Annotated in this window: 17 protein-coding genes; 7 read left to right on the forward strand and 10 right to left on the reverse strand. The window is 61.7% G+C overall.

Features of this window, described 5'->3' with window-relative positions; genetic code table 11:
- Window positions 1-158 precede the first annotated feature (158 nt).
- Complete coding sequence (locus tag EM6_RS11005; protein WP_232037058.1) at window positions 159-563, forward strand: hypothetical protein; 405 nt, start codon at window positions 159-161, stop codon at window positions 561-563.
- Window positions 564-798: 235 nt separating this feature from the next.
- Window positions 799-1,416, forward strand: a complete 618-nt coding sequence (locus tag EM6_RS11010) for a DUF3617 domain-containing protein (protein WP_126422753.1) — start codon at window positions 799-801, stop codon at window positions 1,414-1,416.
- Window position 1,417: 1 nt separating this feature from the next.
- On the opposite strand, the gene EM6_RS11015 is transcribed toward EM6_RS11010, so the two are convergent.
- From EM6_RS11015 to EM6_RS11055, 9 genes are all read right to left on the reverse strand, one after another.
- Complete coding sequence (locus EM6_RS11015; protein WP_126422755.1) at window positions 1,418-1,801, reverse strand: DUF4870 family protein; 384 nt, start codon at window positions 1,799-1,801, stop codon at window positions 1,418-1,420.
- Window positions 1,798-2,343: a DinB family protein gene (locus EM6_RS11020; protein ID WP_126422757.1), complete on the reverse strand. Its 546-nt coding sequence runs from the start codon at window positions 2,341-2,343 to the stop codon at window positions 1,798-1,800. Before EM6_RS11020 ends, EM6_RS11015 begins: the two co-directional genes overlap by 4 nt.
- Window positions 2,340-2,693, reverse strand: a complete 354-nt coding sequence (gene folB, locus EM6_RS11025; protein WP_126422759.1) for a dihydroneopterin aldolase — start codon at window positions 2,691-2,693, stop codon at window positions 2,340-2,342. The genes EM6_RS11020 and folB overlap by 4 nt, the downstream gene beginning before the upstream one ends.
- A complete protein-coding gene (locus tag EM6_RS11030; RefSeq protein WP_232037059.1) occupies window positions 2,684-3,211 on the reverse strand; it encodes a 6-carboxytetrahydropterin synthase in 528 nt (175 codons plus the stop codon). The genes folB and EM6_RS11030 overlap by 10 nt, the downstream gene beginning before the upstream one ends.
- A 239-nt stretch (window positions 3,212-3,450) precedes the next feature.
- Window positions 3,451-4,437 carry a thioredoxin-disulfide reductase gene (gene trxB / locus EM6_RS11035; protein ID WP_126422763.1) on the reverse strand — a complete coding sequence of 329 codons (987 nt, stop codon included), beginning with the start codon at window positions 4,435-4,437 and terminating at the stop codon, window positions 3,451-3,453.
- An 83-nt stretch (window positions 4,438-4,520) separates the two neighbouring features.
- Complete coding sequence (locus EM6_RS11040) at window positions 4,521-5,561, reverse strand: mitochondrial fission ELM1 family protein (protein WP_126422765.1); 1,041 nt, start codon at window positions 5,559-5,561, stop codon at window positions 4,521-4,523.
- A gap of 200 nt (window positions 5,562-5,761) precedes the next feature.
- Entirely contained in the window at window positions 5,762-6,235 is a 474-nt protein-coding gene (greA, locus tag EM6_RS11045; protein WP_041658489.1) for a transcription elongation factor GreA, read from the reverse strand.
- Window positions 6,236-6,557: 322 nt separating this feature from the next.
- The gene (locus EM6_RS11050; RefSeq protein ID WP_126422767.1) at window positions 6,558-8,666 is read right to left on the reverse strand and encodes a DUF6311 domain-containing protein; all 2,109 of its coding nucleotides are present in this window, start codon (window positions 8,664-8,666) and stop codon (window positions 6,558-6,560) included.
- A 175-nt stretch (window positions 8,667-8,841) separates the two neighbouring features.
- Window positions 8,842-11,037: a DUF6311 domain-containing protein gene (locus EM6_RS11055; RefSeq protein ID WP_126422769.1), complete on the reverse strand. Its 2,196-nt coding sequence runs from the start codon at window positions 11,035-11,037 to the stop codon at window positions 8,842-8,844.
- 250 nt (window positions 11,038-11,287) lie between these two features.
- Here EM6_RS11055 and EM6_RS11060 point away from each other — a divergent pair, with 250 nt between their 5' ends.
- From EM6_RS11060 to phhA, 3 genes are all read left to right on the forward strand, one after another.
- Window positions 11,288-11,587, forward strand: coding sequence for a hypothetical protein (locus EM6_RS11060; RefSeq protein WP_197723577.1), 300 nt, complete (start codon window positions 11,288-11,290; stop codon window positions 11,585-11,587).
- A gap of 109 nt (window positions 11,588-11,696) precedes the next feature.
- Window positions 11,697-12,020, forward strand: coding sequence for a 4a-hydroxytetrahydrobiopterin dehydratase (locus EM6_RS11065; protein WP_126422771.1), 324 nt, complete (start codon window positions 11,697-11,699; stop codon window positions 12,018-12,020).
- Window positions 12,021-12,032: 12 nt separating this feature from the next.
- Entirely contained in the window at window positions 12,033-12,899 is an 867-nt protein-coding gene (phhA, locus tag EM6_RS11070) for a phenylalanine 4-monooxygenase (protein ID WP_126422773.1), read from the forward strand.
- Window positions 12,900-12,935: 36 nt separating this feature from the next.
- On the opposite strand, the gene EM6_RS11075 is transcribed toward phhA, so the two are convergent.
- Complete coding sequence (locus EM6_RS11075; RefSeq protein ID WP_126422775.1) at window positions 12,936-14,582, reverse strand: M28 family metallopeptidase; 1,647 nt, start codon at window positions 14,580-14,582, stop codon at window positions 12,936-12,938.
- A 252-nt stretch (window positions 14,583-14,834) separates the two neighbouring features.
- On the opposite strand from EM6_RS11075, the gene EM6_RS11080 reads away from it, so the two are divergent.
- A complete protein-coding gene (locus tag EM6_RS11080; protein ID WP_126422777.1) occupies window positions 14,835-17,135 on the forward strand; it encodes a glycosyltransferase family 4 protein in 2,301 nt (766 codons plus the stop codon).
- A 15-nt stretch (window positions 17,136-17,150) separates the two neighbouring features.
- Window positions 17,151-18,449 (forward strand): glycoside hydrolase family 130 protein, encoded by a 1,299-nt coding sequence (locus EM6_RS11085; protein ID WP_126422778.1) that lies wholly within the window; start codon window positions 17,151-17,153, stop codon window positions 18,447-18,449.
- The last annotated feature ends 6 nt before the right edge of the window (window positions 18,450-18,455 follow it).

An 18,455-nucleotide genomic window follows, 5' to 3' on the forward strand; every position in this document is an offset into this window, starting at 1 on the left:
AATGTGCCAGTTTGAAACGAAACCGGCTGGATTTTCGCGACGAAATGCCTCACTCTGTGGCCTGACCTGTGCATAACCCCTGGTTGGGGCCCCGTCGCGTTTCAATTTGGCTGTGTGACGGCGTTCCGGGGCGCATAGAGAAGAGGTTGGGGTGTGATATGCGTAGAACCAGATTGAATGTGGTGCCGCCGTCGACGAAGGGGGTCGCAATCGAAGCCGAGATGATGGGGGGCGTGGGCGAGCCGGCCCATGAGGTCATCAATGTCGTGCCTGTGCCGCTCAACGCGGCCAATAGCCTGCAATCGCTGGTCGATGCGACGGTTTCGGCGCGTGAAAGCCGCACCCAGCGCGTGCGCCGCCTTCAGGAAGAGGCCAAGGCGCTGGCGCGCGAGCAGATTTCCGAGCTGGAAATCCTGATCGACGCCACGGCCAAGATGGCGCATGAAATCGCCGAAGGGGGCGAGGCCTATCCGGTGGGCGCGCGTGAACTGAGCCGTCGTCTGGCCGACGAGCTGCCGCGCACGCTGCAAACCCTGCGCATCGTCACCAAAAAGAGCCTTTGATACCAACGGCCGAAGATGCTGACCGCATCCGGCCGTTGAAGACACGAGACTGTCTCATATGTGTCAGTGACATGAGACAGTCTCGACTGGCATACCCAGAGTCATTTTCAATGACCCTTGGTATGCGCCTGTATTTTTCAGGCCCTGCGGCAATAAGGTGCATAATTCGACTCGCCTGTCTGGGGTTTTACCCTTACACCTGTAACTTCCGTTTCGGGACAGGGATGCACAGGACATGGCCGCGTATATTAAGTCAGGTGTGGCGCTCTCTTGTCTGGCCGTCGTCGCGCTGATGACCGGCTGTGGCAAGAAAGAACAACCCCCTGCGCCTGATCCCACCCCGGCCCCGGCGTCTGTGTCGGCTCCCCCGCCCAAACCGCAGGAGCCTCTGCCGGCGCGTCAGCCTGGCCTGTGGGAGACCACGCTCAGCGAAGAGGGCTCGGAAAGTCAGGCCCAGACCATGCGCATCTGCCTCGACGCGGCTACCGAAAAAGAGCTGGGTATCACGGGCACTGACCTCAATGGCAATCGCTGCCGCAATACGGCGGTCAGCCATCTGGACGACGGCTCCTGGGGCATTCTCGCCGAATGCAATATGGGATCGGGCGGCAAGATGGAGGTGTCGGGCAGCATCACCGGCGACTATACGCGCGATTACACCATGACCCTGCGGTCCCAGACCACGGGGGCGGCGCTGGCGCACATGAACCGCGTGGTCAATATGACGATCAAATCCAAACGCCTCGGCCCGTGCAAGGCCGATCAGAAGCCCGGCGATGTGACCCTGCCCGGCGGTGATGTCAGCTTTAATCTGTTCGATATGGCCGGGCGTGAGCCGGGGAAACCCAAATAGGTTAAACCAGCCAGCTTTTGGGATTGGGGATCGGGCGTTTGTGGAAGACGTGGTTGAAGCCCATCGTGCAACGGCCAACGATCCACAGGAACAGGGCGAAGACGAGGATCAGCACGATACCGCCCAGCACTACGCTCGACATCACCGGTGAGGTCAGAAGCACGACCAGCGGCACAAAGGCCCCGATGCCCACCCAGAAGGTCTTTTTCTGAAAGGCATAGTGGGTTTTCAGCCAGTCGGGGGCGTCGTCCTGAAACAAATAGATCAGGGTGATGGCGATCACGCCTGAAATGCCGCCGACGATCAGGAAAAACAGCAGCAGATAGTTGACGATCGGGATGATCGTCGTGTCGCTGAGTTTGGTGCGGGTGGCGGGCACAGTCATTTTATATCCGGATCGAGTTCGGGTACCAGAACAAGCACGTCCGTCACCCCGATATCAAGCCCCATCTGCGACAAAAGCGTCGTAATTTGTCCGCGGTGGTGGGTTTGATGATTGAACACGTGGCTCAACACCAGACCCAGCGGTTTGGTATGGGCGTCGCCATTGACGCGGCGATAGGTGAGGGGCGTGTCGAGATCGGCATCGCTGAGGCTCTCGATATAGCTGAGCCACAGATCATCCAGTTGCCGCCGTGCCGGCGCGAAGGCGCTCAGTTCGCTGTAGAGCGTGTCACTCAGGCCCGTGGGTTGCGGCAGGGCCTTGGCGGTCGACAGCGCGGCACCCGTCGCATGGCCACTCAAGCGGCCCATCCACAGCAGGTCCGCCACGATCAGGTGGTTGAGCGTCCCCCAAACCGAACCGAAAAAGGCCCCTGTATTGGCGTGGAAATCGGCGTCGGGATGCGCCGCCATCAGCTCCAGCAGTTTGGCGTTCATCCACTGGTTATAGCGGGCCATCAGGCCCAGATGCGCCAGATGGCTCATTTGCGCATCACCACCGTGCAGCCGGAGCGGTCGGCATCGGCCAGAGCTTCGGGCTTGGAGATGCGGATACGCACCTCTTCGGCCTGCGGCAGGGCCAGAACCGCCTCAGCCAGGTCCTCGGCGAGGGTTTCGACCAGCTTGATATGACCGCGCGCGATGAGGTCGCGCGCCAGATTGCCGACCATTTCGTAGTTCAGCGTGTCTTTGAGACCCTTGATCTCATGCAGGCCGATGCGGATATCGGCGTCGATGATCAGGGGTTGGGTGCGGCCGTGTTCGTAGTCATAGACGCCGATGGCGGCTTCGACCTTCAGGCCTTCGACAAAGACGTGGCGGCTGATCAGAGGCATGGGTCGCTCTTTTTCTGCCAGTCTTCAGGTGGCAAGAGATCGTTGATCGACAGATCGGCCCGATGGCACCAATCGGCCAGACGCGGGCCGTGGCTGAGGTCTTCGGGCGTCAGTATGACCGTATTGGTCGGGGTTTCTTCGATTTCAAAGCGCACGCACGCAAAATCCGGCACGTGGGCGGACAAGATGGCGTTCAGCTTGTGATAGAGGGCTAATGCCACGGCTTCGGTCGTCGGATCGCCCGGAATGATCAGCAGACGCGGCAGAAGATCGGGCTCATGCGCCTGAAAAAAGCCGATCAGCGGGTCATCTGCCCCCAGTTGAAAGGCGTGATCAAGCGCCTCATCGACAAAGCGATGCCAGTCGCGCTTGAGCGCATCGAAGCTCTGGGCGTAGTTGGATTGCCCCCACTTCACCGTGTCCGGCGATTTGGCCTTCAGCGTCACGCGCACGAATTCATTATGGCCATGCGGGGTCGCGCACTTCGACGAACGGTCGGCGCGCAAACGATGAGCCATGGAAAAACGACGGGTGAACTGAATCTGCACGGACAGGGGCCTTTTCTTGAGCCGCAGCTAAAAGCGCAAAAGCCCGCGTGAGTCAAATCACGCGCAGTGTCTGCAAGAATTGGCCACGAAAAACACGAAAATCACAAATGCAATAAAGCGCGTAGCGTCCTTCAGGATGACAGACCTTTCGGACGAGATCAGCGTTCGTGCTTTTCGTGTTTTTCGTGGCTAAAACCTGCGGCCAAATCTTACCAAGCGCCGATCTTGGCGTCCTGACGGTGGTGATCCTCTTCGGCCAGCAGGCGGATGGCTTCCAGCGCCGCCATACAGCCCATGCCGGCCGCCGTGACCGCCTGACGGTACACGTCGTCCGTCACATCGCCCGCCGCGAAGACGCCCTTGATGGCGGTTTTCGGCGTGCCGGGTTCGACCTTCAGATAGCCGCCGGCATTGGTTTCAAGCTGCCCCTGGAACAGTTGTGAGGAGGGCGCGTGGCCGATGGCGATAAACACGCCATCCAGCGGCAGTTCGTGCGTATCGCCCGTATGGACGTTTTTCAGGCGCACGCCGGTGACGCTGGCCCCGCCGAATTCATTGGTTTCGCCCAGAATTTCGTCAATGGCCGAATTCCACACCGGCTGAATCTTGGGCTCGGCATACATGCGCTCGGCCAGAATCTTTTCCGAGCGCACCGAGTCGCGGCGATGGATCAGATAGACCTTTGAGGCGAACTTGGTGAGGAACAGGGCCTCTTCGACCGCCGTATTGCCGCCGCCGACCACGGCCACCGTCTTGTTGCGGTAGAAGAAGCCGTCACAGGTGGCGCAGGCCGACACGCCGAAGCCCTGATAAGTCTTTTCGGACTCAAGGCCCAGCCACTTGGCCTGAGCGCCGGTCGAAATGATGACGGTTTCGGCCAGATAGACGTTCCCGGCATCGGTTTCGAGGCGGAACGGACGCTGGCTGAGGTCGGCCTTGACCACGATGTCGGTGATGACCTCGGTGCCCATATGCTCGGCCTGCGCCTTCATCTGATCCATCAGCCACGGGCCCTGAATGACCTCGGCAAAGCCCGGATAGTTTTCGACGTCGGTGGTTATGGTGAGCTGACCGCCCGTCTGCGGGCCGGTGAACACCACCGGATGCAGCAGGCCCCGCGCGGCATAGATGGCCGCTGTCCAGCCCGCCGGGCCGGAACCGATGATGGCGCAACGAACAGTACGGGGCGTGGTCATGGCAGATTCGATTCTATCTTGGGGTAAACTGGCCCCTTAGATAATGACCGGCTGCCGCCTTGTCATCCCTCCGTTAAGCGCCGTTAACGTTTTTCGTCGGGATGCGTCTGGTTATAGAGCGCCAGTACGGCCTCGGCGGCGCGGTGCGTCTCGTTCAGCGGCGTGTATTTCCACGTGCGCAGCTCACCCGACCACGGGCGCGCGGCGCCGTATTCCTGAAGGCCCTGATGGAAGCGGCCAAACTTGGCGCCTGTACCGCGTGCATCCATGGGCAGGACGTGCACCGGCTTGCCCGTGGCGGCGGCTTCGGTGGCCATGTTCACCGAATCCTCTGTGACGAGGATGTGGTCAGCGGCGTTGAGGAAGGCGAAATAGGGATTTTCGCCTTTGCCCTCATAGATGATCCCATCGAGGTCTCTCAGCCCCTCGGTCAGGATGGCGCGGGCGGCTTCGGGGGTGCGGCGCGACACGCTGAGCAGCAGGGTGGCCTTCTTGCCTTTGACCGCGGCGCGAATCTGCTGGACGAGGGTTTCGGCGCGCGCCGGCGATATGTCGTGGCTTTTGGAGCGCCCGCCGATCAGGGCGGCGATAAACGGGCCGCTGAATTTCGACAGGCTTTCGGCCCACGGGGCGGCCTCACGGCTGAGGCGTTCCGGCGTGACGCGATGGGTGGAGCCCAGAAGCGGCAACACATTGTCGCCCTTCACCTCGTCGTGCTTCGGCGCAATGACCATGTCAAAGCGTGAGGACGGCATGCGTGGGTCCTGAAGCTGCACCACCAGGGTCTTGCCCTGAGAGCGGCGGCGCATGCGCAAGGAATGGGCCAGGGTGGCGCGCCCGGCGGCGATCCAGATGTCGGGATAGGGCGGGCCAATAAGGTCGGAATCGCGCTTCAGCATCACATCGGGCCACAGGCGCAGCGCTGTGGGCCAGCGGTCGAACAGGCGGCGATAGCGGATATGGCGCACGACGATCTGGGTCGGGGTGAGGGCGGCAATGGCTTCGGCCAGCCCCAGCACCTGATTGTGGATACCGGCGCGACCGTCCGACACCGCCCACACGATCAGCGGGCGGTCCGAGGGAATCTTCAGCGACTCTTCGGTTGTGACGGGCGGAGTTAACACGCTTCAATCCCAAGATGCGGAGACAGAAAAAGCCCCCACCACCGCATCTCACCTGCCGGGTGGCAGGCTCGTGCGGTCCCCCTCCCCAGCGAGCTGGGGAGGTATGAAATATGCCAAACTCCGGCGACGGGCCGCCCCGAGCCGGAGTTTGTCGATTCCCATCCCCACGTCCTGATCGTCAGATCAGGGCGTGAATTTAGCTAAATCCACTCGACCTTGAGGATTTCGTAGGCCTTGACGCCGGCGGGGGTGTTGACCTCCACCACATCGCCCACTTCCTTGCCGATCATGGCGCGCGACAAAGGCGAGCTGAGCGAGATACGGCCCGCCTTGACGTCGGCTTCGTGCTCGCCGACGACCTGATAGCGGCCCTCTTCCTCAGTGTCCTCATCGACCACGGTGACGGTCGCGCCGAATTTGATCTGATTGCCGGACAGCTTCGAAACGTCGATCACCTGGGCGCGGCTGATCTTGTCCTCGATCTCGGCGATCTGACCTTCGATCCAGCCCTGACGTTCCTTGGCCGCGTGATATTCGGCGTTTTCCGACAGGTCACCATGCGAACGCGCTTCGGCAATCGCCGCGATAACGGCGGGACGTTCCACCGACTTCAAACGCTTGAGTTCGTCGTCAAGGCTTTGGTAGCCCGCGACGGTCATCGGCACTTTTTCCATGTGCGATTGTTTCTGAAACGCCCTGAGTGAAAGACAATAGAGCCGACGACGGTCGAGGGCGCCTGCGACCGGCCGGAAAACCTGTGTTGGAACTTAAGCCGCGCGCCGGACGCTATTTGCAGAGCACCCTTGCAGGACGGGGCACGCTTCATAGCGCAAAACGCGCGAAAAAACAAATCTTGTTTCATACCCGGCATCATTGAAAATGACGCCGGGTATTCGTTTCGCGAATGTCTCATGCCCGTGGTGCAGATGAGACGTTCGCGAGGTCTCAACGGCCGGAGGCGTTCAGCCTCTTGGGCCGTTGCTGTCAAATAGGCATTCAAGGGCCGGTAAACAGCCCCAGTTGAGAAATTTTCAGTCGCTTCATACCCTGCGGGACCGGTTCGGCCGGAGGCGCCTGATCTTTGATGACAAAGCGGACCTGTAGCGGTCCCCGCGTGCCTGAGGTCACCGGAAGAGGTACGGTGATCTCCTTGACCTTTTTTGACATTTCATAATCTTGAGCCACCTGTCCGTTGATCAGTACTGACACGCGTGCCGGGCGGGCGGTATTCAGGGTGAACCGCAGTTCTGAGCCGGGGGCAATGGTCACTGAGTCGGGTAGGGTCAGACTGGCTTCGGCCCCACGGGTCCAGACACCGCCTTCTTCGCCCAGAGCCCAGTCGCCATCCAGCAGGCAGGCGGCGGGCTTGTCACGCGCCACAGGCTGCATGACGTTTTGCGGGAAGGGATGCGGGGCCGGGACGCGCCCAATTGAGGCATCCGCCCGGACGGGCGGCAGGAACCAGATGCCGTCAAGCTCTCGCAACTGCCCCCTCAGCGAAGGGTGCGGCAGGCACGGATTTATATACACATAGAGCTGGTCCGGATGCCGCACGCCCTGCAAAAAGCGCTGGTAATCCGAAAACTCCAGAGCTTCCTGTTTGGGGTTCGGACGCGCCGCGTACATGGTATTGATGGGCACCTTTGCTGAAACGGCGCGATAGGTCATTTCATAGAAGACGGGCTGATTGGCCAGGGCATTGGGTGGGACGAAATTGACCTGCGCACTGGCGGCGATCAGTTGGCTCCATTGCGGGCTTTTGGCGACGCTGACGATGGTGCGATCGGATGCACGCGCCGTCAGCCCTTTGACGTGCCCCGCAAACGCGCCAAGGTCCAGAAGCTGAAGACCGACGATCACCCCCAGCCACAGGTTCCGCTTCGGGGCGCGATAGATGACCAGAAGACTGAGGAAAACCAGCGCATAGGCGACGGGCCAGAACAGGCGGCCTGAGGCGCGAATAACACCCAGCACCGGGACGGCAGCTTCCGGCAAGGGGATATCGATCAGGGTCTTGCCGAAAATCTGGATCTTGGTCGAGATGGCCAGCACGGTCAGAACGATCAGCACCCACTTCAGGGTGCGGGCGCGTTCAAAGGCCTGAGCGGTGACGTCGCGGGTGTCGCGGTCTTCGGGCTCAGGCGCTAAGGCTGTGTCTACCCCCAGCTTGCGGGCGCGGCGGGTCAGCCACCAGGCCGCCGCGATCAGCAGCAGTACGCCTGCTCCCAGATACTGGAAGCCCTCAAAGGCCTGACGGGGTTCCTGCTTCGGCAGGAAGGACAGGAAGCCGGGCAGGCCAGACGGGTTGAATGGCCCATCCAGCCCCATGGAATAGATGCCAAAACCGTCGCCCGCCGGGCTGGTCCCCGAAAACGCGCCTCCGGCCCAAAGGGCGATCAGACACAGGGTCGCGCTGATACCCGCAGCGGCGGCCAGCCCGATCAGGGCCTTCGCGTCGCGCGTGCGGCGGATTGTCTGTAAGGCCTGCCATTGATCGGCAGCCCAGATAAACAGGCACATAATCAGCAGATAAGGATGGATCAGCGAGGCCAGCGTCAGATTAGCGACCCAGCCGATCGCCTTGCCACGCGCCGTTTCGACCGCGAAGAAGATATAGAGCGACCACAGGATCAGCCAGTGCGCAAACAGCGTGTCGTGCCCGATGCGGTTATAAAAGGTGGGCAGCAGGCACAGAAGCAGCGCACCGCCCAGAGCGCTCCACGCCGTCGGTGCGTAGCGTTCCATCAGACGCAGGGCAAAGACGTACTGCAAACACAGGCACAGCAGGAACCACGGCCCTATGAACTGAAAATTATCGGGCAGCCAGGGACTGATCAGTTTCAGTGGCAGGGAAAAAAGCGGATTGGAGTCCGTATAGAGAATACTCAGGCCGGTCGGATGCGCCAGAAGGTCCTGATGGTTGAAGCTATCGGCCCCGTTGCGATAGGCGTGCCAGCCGAGAAAATGCTGTGCCCAGTCGCCCTGCATCACCCAGCCGATATTGGTCGGGTCGAGAATAGCCGGGTTAAAGAACAGCAGAAACAGCAGAACGGGCGTGCCAAACAGCGCCAGACGATAATAGGAGGGGTTCGGGCTATCGGGCATTTCATTCTCGGGTCTGTCAAACGGAAGCGCCCGCGCAGGTGGTGATCTGCGCAACGTCTTGTCTTTTCCGGACATGACCGCCCCCTTCGGCACTGCACACCTTAAAGAGGGGTTTGGCTGAAAACAAGCGCGGCAGTGCAAAAAAGCCCGGCCGAAGCCGGGCTTACAGAAGGTTTCAGGGTTTCTGAGGGGCCTGCTGACCGGCCGTGATGCCGACCGGTTGGGCTTTGACCGCAGCTTGAGCTTCGGCAATTTTGGCCTTCTTCTCAGCCTCTTCCTTCTCGCGCACAGCGGCGTCTTCGATGGTCAGGCGGAACAGCTTCATGCCCCACTGGCGTTCATCGTCACCCTGACCCAGCTCCTTGAGTGACAGCGGGTCGCGCACGATGAAGGACACCTTCATGTCGGGGCGGTTGAACACCGACGGCGGCAGCGGAATATCCTGATAGGAGCGGATTTTTTCCAGCTCCATCGTGGCGCGCTTGCGGCCATTGATCAGCACATCGACCGTCATCGGGCGGAAGAAGCTCTTTGCCACCAAACGGATCGACGGCTTGACCGGGCGTTCACCGCTTTCGAACTGCACCTCCTGAATGGGGATGACCAACTCAGAACGCTTGCCCAGCGTCCATGCCCCGTCGGCCTCAGGCGCCGCCCAGTTCTTGTCGAGCAGGCACGAACCCTGATTGAGATAGCCAAAGCCCATGCGCGCCTTGATCGGCTTCCATTCAGGCAGGGCCAGCGGCAGGTTGCGCATCGACTGCGGCGGGATGATCCACACGCCGTCCACCTCACGCATCAGCGGCTGAAGATTGGCCGGGGCGATGCACTGGTTGAGGAAGACGTACAGGTTGTCGTTATTGATATTGCCGTTGAGATAGGCTTCGCGGCCCTTAAGTTCGATGGCGCGCTGCTCATAGTTTTCACGCGCCATATACATGGTGTTGACGTAGCGCTGCTTCGACACGGCGCGCCAGGCGATTTCATAGAACAGCTTGTCGTTCAGGTGCACCTGCGCCGGATAGAAGTCCACGCCCTTCGCTCCGGAAATCAGCTTATCCCATATGGGGTCCGGGGCCTGATCGAAGATGACCGTGCTGGTCGCCAGTTCGGTCTGTTTGCGCATGGCGGCGATAAAGCCCTGAAGGTCGATCAGTTGCACGATGATGACCAGCGGCAGGGCCACCTTCATCACCTTGGGCCGCGACTTATAAACGATGACCAGCGCGATCAGGATCAGGGTGTAGGCGATGGGCCAGAAGAAGCGGCCGGAGGCCCGCAGTACCGCCAGCTTATCTAGCAGGTATTTCGGCAGCGGCAGCTTGAACAACACGATGTCGTAGAACTGCACGTGGTGCGAAACGGCGATGACGAACAGGCAGATAAAGGGGATGATCAGCGGCTTGGCGCTGTCGATAAAGGGACGCGCCTGACGGGCCGAGAAGGTGATCTGATAGAGCAGAAGCGCCCCCAGCAACAGGCCCAGAATGCCGAGGCCCATATACTGATAGCCCTCGAAATACTGCCCCATATCCTGCGGGTGGGCCTTGATGAAGAAGGAGAAGTCGGGCTGCACGGGGTTGAACGGCGCATCCAGCCCCATCGAGTAGAAGCCGAAGCCGCGCGCCTGCGCCGATGAGCCCGAATAGGCCCCTGAGATGCCAAGCGCAATAAACGGGCAGATGAACACCAGCGCCGCATCGCGCAGGATCAGCAGCACCCGCTTGCGGTCCATGGCCTTCGCCGCCGGCATGAAAATGCGCAGCACATCCGCGCCCCACACCGCGGCCATCATGAACAGCATATAGGGGTGCAGGAAGCCGGTCAGGCCCAGCGCCGTCGCGTACCAGATGTTCTTTTTACGCTCATCCTTGACGTTGAAGAAGATCCACAGCGTCCACAGGATGAGAAAGTGCGCCACCAGCGTGTCGTGGCGCATCCGGTAATAGAGGGCGGGCAACAGCGACATGATGATCGCCCCGGCCAGAGCCGACCACGGCCCCGGCGCGTGCGGGCGCACCAGCTTCCACGCAAAGAAGAACTGCATCACCACGCACAGCAGGAACCACGGACCGATGAACTGGAAATTATCGGGCAGAAGCGGGCTGAGCGCCTTGAAGATAAAGGAAAAGAACGGATTTGAGTCCGTGTAGATGATACTGACGCCCGTCGGCCACGCCAGCAGGTTCTGATAGTTGAACGGCCACGCCCACGGCACGTTGCGGAAGGCGTGCCAGCCCAGCACGTGCTGCCCCCAGTCCTCATCCAGCAGCCAGCCGATGCGGGTCGGGTCGAGTATCTCGATATGGAAGAACAGGCTGAACAGCAGGAACGGCGTTGCCACGATCAGCAGACGACGGGCCCAGGTCACAACATGCGGCAGGTAGGACGGGATACGAATGGGAGGGCTCTATCGATAAGGACGAGGATAGGGTCAGTTCTGATGCGGCGCATCATAGCGAAAACGCCGCGCATCACAAGTTGCGTGATCAAGCCCTAAAAATAGGCAAATTTCGGGCACAATCCCGCAAAATTGTTTCTGTTTCCTGTCGTACACGGATGCGTGTCCGATTGACAGGAGGGCGTTCCGGTCGTTTCCTGACACGCGGGAGGATGTGACCATGACTGTGAACCGGTGTTTGCGTTTGCCGCTGATGGCGGTGGGGATCATGCTGCTGCTGACAGCCTGTGCGACGCAGGGGGCGGCACCCGAACCGTCCGTGCCGGGCTTCTGGATGGGGCTGATCCACGGCGCCATCGCGCCCTTTGCCCTGATCGGGCATATTTTCGATCACAGCATCCGCATCTATGCCGTGCCCAATTCAGGCGGTTGGTACGATTTCGGCTTTCTGCTGGGTCTGTCCTTTATCTGGGGCGGCGGCAGTGCCGGGGCCGCCCGTCGCCGAAGCAAGGCCGACTAAGGATTGTCAGATTTGCAGAAAACCATTTTGCGAAACAGGCGTCAGGGCGGAAAATAAGAAAGATTTTCTCGACCTTCGGGGGGATCATCTTTCTTGAAGAGGACCCGTCATGCCCGCTGACCTGCCCCCGGCTACGCCCCTATTGCCTACTGAGATCGACGCCCTGCCGCAGCGTCTGCCGTTGTGGACGCGCGAGGCGGGGGACAAGGCCATTGAGCGCCATCTGCGTTTTGCGGATTTCACGGCGGCGTTTGGTTTTATGAGCGCTGTGGCTCAGGCGGCGGAGCGGCTGGACCACCATCCGGAATGGTCCAATGTCTATAACCGCGTCTCGATCCGCCTGACGACCCACGACACGGGCGGGCTCAGCGATCGCGATGTGGCGCTGGCCGAAGCCATCGACGACGCAGCCACCCGGTTTAAGGCTGTTTAAGGAGGGTAACCGATGGATACGCAAACACAGCCCGCGCGTCATGGTATTGTCGGTGGCTATGTGCCCGACCGTCCCGACTGGACCATCCCGCAAAACTGGGACGCCTATACGCCGAGCGAGCACGCCACCTGGCGCACCCTGTTCGAGCGGCAGATGCAGACCATTCGCGGCCGGGCCTGCGCCGAATATATGGACGGCCTGAGTCAGTTGCCGATCACAGCCGAAGCCATTTCCGATTTCGACGCCCTGAGCGAGGTTCTCTACCGCCGCACCGGCTGGACGGTGGTGGCCGTGCCCGGCATGGTGCCCAATGACGTCTTTTTCGACCATCTGGCCAACCGGCGCTTCCCGGCGGGGCAGTTTATCCGCGATGGGCGTGAGTTGGACTATCTGGTCGAGCCGGACGTCTTCCACGACCTGTTCGGCCATGTGCCGATGATGATGAGTCCGGTCATGGCCGACTTCATGCAGGCCTATGGCGAGGGCGGCTTGCGCGCCGAAAAGCTGGGCGTGCTCGACCGGCTGGCGCGGCTCTACTGGTACACGGTGGAGTTCGGGCTGGTCGAAGAGGCCGGTGGTGTGCGCATTTTCGGCGCCGGCATATTGTCGTCCTTTACCGAGACGCAGTTTGCGCTGGAAAGCCCGTCACCCAACCGCATCGGCTTCGATCTGGAGCGCGTCATGCGCACCGTCTATCGCATCGACGATTTTCAGGAGGGCTATTTCGTCCTGCCGTCGATAGACACGCTTCTGGGGCTGGCGCAAAAGGACTTCGGGCCGATCTATGAGGCGCTGGCCGGGCTGCCCGACCTGACGCCGGGCCGCATCGAAGCCACCGACCGCGTATTTCATCGCGGCACGGGCGACTATCATCGGTAGCGCCTCCCCCGAAGATCAGGGGAGGCGTCTCTCTGTTTATTTCCGCTGATCGGCCGACCTATCGCGGGCGGTTTTGAACTCCGAGGTGGCGCGCCATTGCGGCCATTCGCGCGAATGGGCGAGCTTCGCCCCGATCTGGTAATAAAGCGTCACGTCCTCGACCATGCCGGCCATGTCCCAGTCCGCCGACCATTCGTCATCGGCCTGATGGTAGCGCTTGTCGCGGTAGTCGGTTTCCTTGGCCGTGCCCGCCTCAATGCCGCCCTTGATCAGGTCCTTGCCGCCCTTGGCATAGAGCATGGGGACGCCGCGTTTGACGAAGGGGAAGTGGTCTGACCGGAAGAAGTAACCCGCTTCAGGCTTTTCATCGGGTGACAGGATGCGATTCTGTGCCTTGGCGAAGGTGCCGAGATCGTCCTCCAGCGACGACTGACCATTGCCGACCACCACGATGTTTTTCGTCGCGCCGAAGACATTGAGCGCGTCCATATTGATGCCCGCCACCGTCTTTTCCAGCGGGTAGACCGGGTTTGAGGCGTAGTATTCCGAACCCAGCAGCCCGCTTTCTTCGGCGGTAAAGGCGATCATCACCACGCTGCGTTCGGGTTTGGGGGCCTTGCCAAAGGCACGCGCCAGCTCCAGCAAGGCGGCAATCCCGGTGCCGTTATCGACCGCGCCATTGAAGATCTTATCGCCATTGGCGTCGGGGGCGCCGATGCCGATATGGTCCCAGTGCCCGCCATAGACGACCGTCTCATCCGCGTGTTTCGTGCCGGGCAGGCGCGCGATGACGTTGTGCGAGACGATCTCCTTCGCCGTCACCTGATAGCCGCCGCTAAGCGTGGTCTTCAGGTCCACCGGCTTGAAGTCTTTGGAACGCGCCGCGACCTTCAGAGCGTCAAGGTCAAGGCCCGCCTGAGCAAACAGGCTTTGTGCGGTTTCGGCCGACAGCCAGCCTTCGAGGCCGGTAAATTGTTTTGACGGGTCAGGCCGCACGATGTCGAACTGCGGGCCGGTCCAGGAATTTTTCACCGTGCCCCAGCCATAGGAGGCCGCCGCCGTGTCGTGGATGATCAGCACGCCCGCCGCACCCTGCCGGGCGGCCTCTTCGTATTTGTAGGTCCAGCGTCCGTAATAGGTCATGGCCTTGCCGCCGAAGGTGCTGGCTTCGGGGGCATAAAAGTCCGGATCATTGATCAGCACGACCACGATCTTGCCCTTCACATCGACGCCCTTGAAATCGTCCCAGCCGCGTTCCGGGGCCGTCACGCCATAGCCAACAAAGACCAGCGGCGTGTCCTTGAAACTGACATCCCCCAGCGCGCCGCGCGTCGAAACCACGATGTCCGTGCCCGGCGTCAGCGCCGTCGCCTTGCCGCCGCTGCTGAGCGAGAGGGCGGGGTTTTGTACCGTGAACTGGCGCAGTTTCACGGCCTGCGTCCACTGACCATCGGGGCCACCCGGCTGAAAGCCCGCCGCGGCAAAACCCTTCGACAGATAGTCGATCACCTTGGGCTCAGCGGGCGTGTTGATGCCACGGCCTTCGAAGCTGTCGTCAGACAAGGCCTTCACATCGGCAGACATGCGTGCACCGGAAATGTCTGGCGACTTGGGGGCGGCCAGCGCCGGAACGCACAAGGTGAGGGCCAGCAGGCTGGCGGCCATAGCGGGTCGGAAAGACATGCGGGACTCCTTTGGGGATCAGTTTCAAATGAAGCTAAATCCCTCAGAGCAGGTGTCAAGATCATGTCCGGTTTATGGCCGCTTTCGCTTTCCTGACTGCATCTTTATCCGTTAGCGGCCCATTGTGGGGTTCTGCGGACGGATCGTCCCTCGCCTTATTCTTTTCCGACCTGTGATTTTCAGCAGCCTTCCGGCGGTATTTTGCGCCGGAGCCGATCCGCCGACGCTGGTTTTTTTCGCGAAGGGTTCGCCATGCTTCAGGATAAGCATTTTGCCGCCGAAACCGAGGCCCACAGCCTTGATGATATTCTCAGCCGTGCCCGTCTCAAACCCGAAGCGGGTCTGCCGCGCGTTGCCGTGCTCGGCAACTTCCCGCCGCGTCAGTGCGGTCTGGCCACCTTTACCCGCGATATTTACAAGTGCCTGCACGAAGCCCTGCCGTCGGCACGCTTTGAGGTGATCGCGATGGACGACCATGCCGGGCCCTATGCCTACCCGCCCGAAGTGACGCGCCACCTGCCGCAGGACGACGCAGCGGCCTATCGGCAACTGGCCGCCGATCTCAATGCCGCGCGGATGCAGGTGCTGTTCGTGCAGCACGAGTACGGGATTTTCGGTGGCCCGTCGGGCGCACACCTGCTGGAATGCCTTGAGCGGGTCGATATGCCGGTCATCACCACCCTGCATACGGTGCTCGAAACCCCCAATGCGCACCAGCGCCGCGTGATGGACGGGCTGATCCGCCTGTCCTCGACCCTGATCACCATGGCCCATAAGGGCGCGGACATCCTCAAGCGCGTTTATGGTGTGCGTGACTCGCAGATTCTGGTCGTGCCGCACGGGGCCCCGGCACGGGCCTTGCGCCCTACGGCCGATTTCAAGGCCGGGCTGGACGCGGAAGGGCGGCGGGTGCTGTCCACCTTCGGGCTGTTGTCGCCCAACAAGGGGATCGAGACGATCATCGAAGCCCTGCCGGCCATTTCCAAGGCCTGCCCCGATGTGCTGTATTTCGTGGTCGGGGCTACGCACCCCAATCTGATCCTGCATGAGGGCGAGGCCTATCGCGAGCGCCTGATGGCGCGCGCTGAGGCACTGGGCGTCGAAGACCATATCCGCTTCATCAACCGCTTTATGTCCGATGACGATCTGATCGACATGCTTCAGGCGACTGACCTCTATGTGACGCCCTATCTGACCGAAACCCAGATCACGTCAGGCACGCTGAGCTATGCGCTGGCCGTGGGCAAGCCGGTGGTGTCGGCGCCTTACTGGCACGCGGTTGAGGCGCTGGCCGACGGGGTGGGCGTCGTTTGCCCCTTCCGCGACAGCGCCGCCTTTGCCGAGGCGATTATCGACCTTTTGACCGATGAGGCCAAACGGGAAGCCATGAGCGAACGCGCCTACGAGGCCGCCCTGCCGTCGCGCTGGAGTGCGGTGGCCGCCGCCTATACCGGGCGCGCCCGCGCCGACATCGCGGCCAGGGGCAAGGCCATGTCTGTGGCCCCGTCTATTGGATCGGCACCGGCCTGGCGCGCCGTTTTGCGGCTGTCGGACGATTGCGGCATGGCCCAGCACAGCCGCTATCGCCTGCCCGATCGTGCGCATGGCTATTGCTCCGATGACAATGCCCGCGCCCTGATGCTGATGGCGCGCCGGGCGAAGTTCGAGCGCTTTGACGAACAGCGCATAGACCTCGCCTATCGCTATGCGGGCTTCGTCAACCACGCCTGGAACCCTGAGGCGGGGCGTTTTCGCAACTTTATGAGCTTCGCCCGGCAATGGCTGGACGAGGGCGGATCGGACGATTGCTGCGCCCGCGCCTTTGAGGCCCTGATCGAGGTGGTGCGCTCACCCCTGCCGGACGATCTGCGGCAGTGGGCGCGCGAACTCAGCCAGCGCGTCCTGCCGCATGTCGCCGACTGGTCGTCGCAGCGCGCCCGCGCCGTGAGCCTGCGCGCGCTGGATGCCGCGGTCGATGAGGTGGGCGAGGCGGCAGAGGTCCTGCGGTTGATGCAGGTGCTGGCCGAACCGCTGCACGCCGGCTATTGCCACAATGCCGCGGCGCATGGCTGGTTCGAGCCCGCCCTGTCCTACGACAATGCGCGCCTGCCCGAAGGTCTGTTGCTGGCCGGGCAGCGTCTCGGCAATGCCCGGATGGTCCAAAATGCCTTGAGCGCCAGCGTGCGCATCATGGCCCTGCAAACCGCCGAGGCCGGTCATTTCCGCCCCATTCCGACCCGCAGCTTCGCCGCCGGGCAATCGCATAAGGGCGGGCGTGAGGCCCTGTTCGATCAGCAGCCGCTGGAGGCGCAGGCCTCCATCGAAGCCTGCCTGACGGCGTGGCGCGTGACGGGCGAAGCGAGCTGGAAGGCGCAGGCTTTGCGCGTCTGGCAATGGTTCCGCGGTGAGAATGATCACGGCCTCAGCCTGATGAGCGAGGACGGCGGCTGTTGCGACGGTCTGACTGTGCACGGGCTCAACGAAAATCAGGGGGCGGAGTCGGTGCTGGCCCTGCACCTGAGTTGGTGCGCCCTGAAAGATGCCGGTCTGTAACTCAAAAATATGCCTATGAAAGAGATCAAGTATAGCGACATCGTGCTGCGCGCCGACCCTGAGCGCGTCGTGCTACGCCCCTTCACCATTTCGGTGGAACCCTACAATACGGCGCTGGGCACCATGTCGCGGGCCGAGCGCATCTGCCGCTCGCTGCTCAAACTGACGCGCGAGGAATGTTGCGCCGAACTCGACAGCGTCAGCCGCGATTTCAGTGGCCGCCACCTTCAGGCGCGCGCCATCTTCCTTGATCGTTTCCGGGCGATAAAGGCGATGATCGGGCGTGGCATAGACGGCATGGATGAGATCGACGAGGACCACGCGGCGCTGATCGGGGCCTATTTCTGTCAGGAATATGCCTTCGAAGCGGCGGCGATCATGAACCCGTCCGTCGTCGTCCACCCGGAACAGACGCATGTGCCGCAAGGGGCGGTACGTTTTCTGATGTCGGTGCGCACGGTGGGGGAGGGGCACATCTCGACCATCTCCTTCCGCGAAGGCGTCTTCCATGCCGACGGCACGGTCGATCTTGAGCCCGACTCCGACTTTATCGTCGCCGCCAAACCGGCGCAGGGGGCGACCGACGGGCCCGTCACCCTGATGCGGCATAAGGCCTGTTCCGTATCGGGCACGGTCATCTTTCCGGTGACGCGGGCGCAGTCGAACGGCCTCGAAGACCTGCGTCTGGTGCAGTTTACCGAAGACGACGGCGACACCACCTATCTTGGGACCTACACCGCCTATTCGGGGCGTGAAATCGGCTGCGAACTGTTCGAGACCGAGGATTTTGACACCATTTATCTGGCCCCGTTGCGCGGGCTGGCGGCGACGCACAAGGGGCTGGCCCTGTTTCCGCGCCGCATCAACGGACGCTATGCGGCCATCGGGCGGCTGGACCACGAGAGCCTGTTCTATCTCGAAAGCGAAGACCGCATGGTGTGGAACTATGGCGACCGCATCGTCTCGCCCAAACACCCGTGGGAAATGGTGCAGATGGGCAATTGCGGCTCGCCCATCGAGCTTGACGCCGGGTGGCTGGTCTTTACCCACGGCGTCGGGGCCATGCGCCGCTACTGTCTGGGGGCGGTGCTGCTCGACAAGGCCGATCCGCGTCAGGTCATCGGCCGGTCGCGCACCCCCATTCTGGCCCCCGGCGAAGACACGCGCGAAGGCTATGTGCCCAATGTCGTCTATAGCTGCGGCGCGCTGAAGCACGGCGACTGGATACTTCTGCCCTATGGCGTGGCCGATTCCTCGATCCGCTTTGCCTCGCTGCATGTCGATGACATCCTTCAGCACCTGCGGCCCTTCTAGAGCGGA

It is taken from the genome of Asticcacaulis excentricus (genome assembly GCF_003966695.1).
Classification (GTDB): domain Bacteria; phylum Pseudomonadota; class Alphaproteobacteria; order Caulobacterales; family Caulobacteraceae; genus Asticcacaulis; species Asticcacaulis excentricus_A.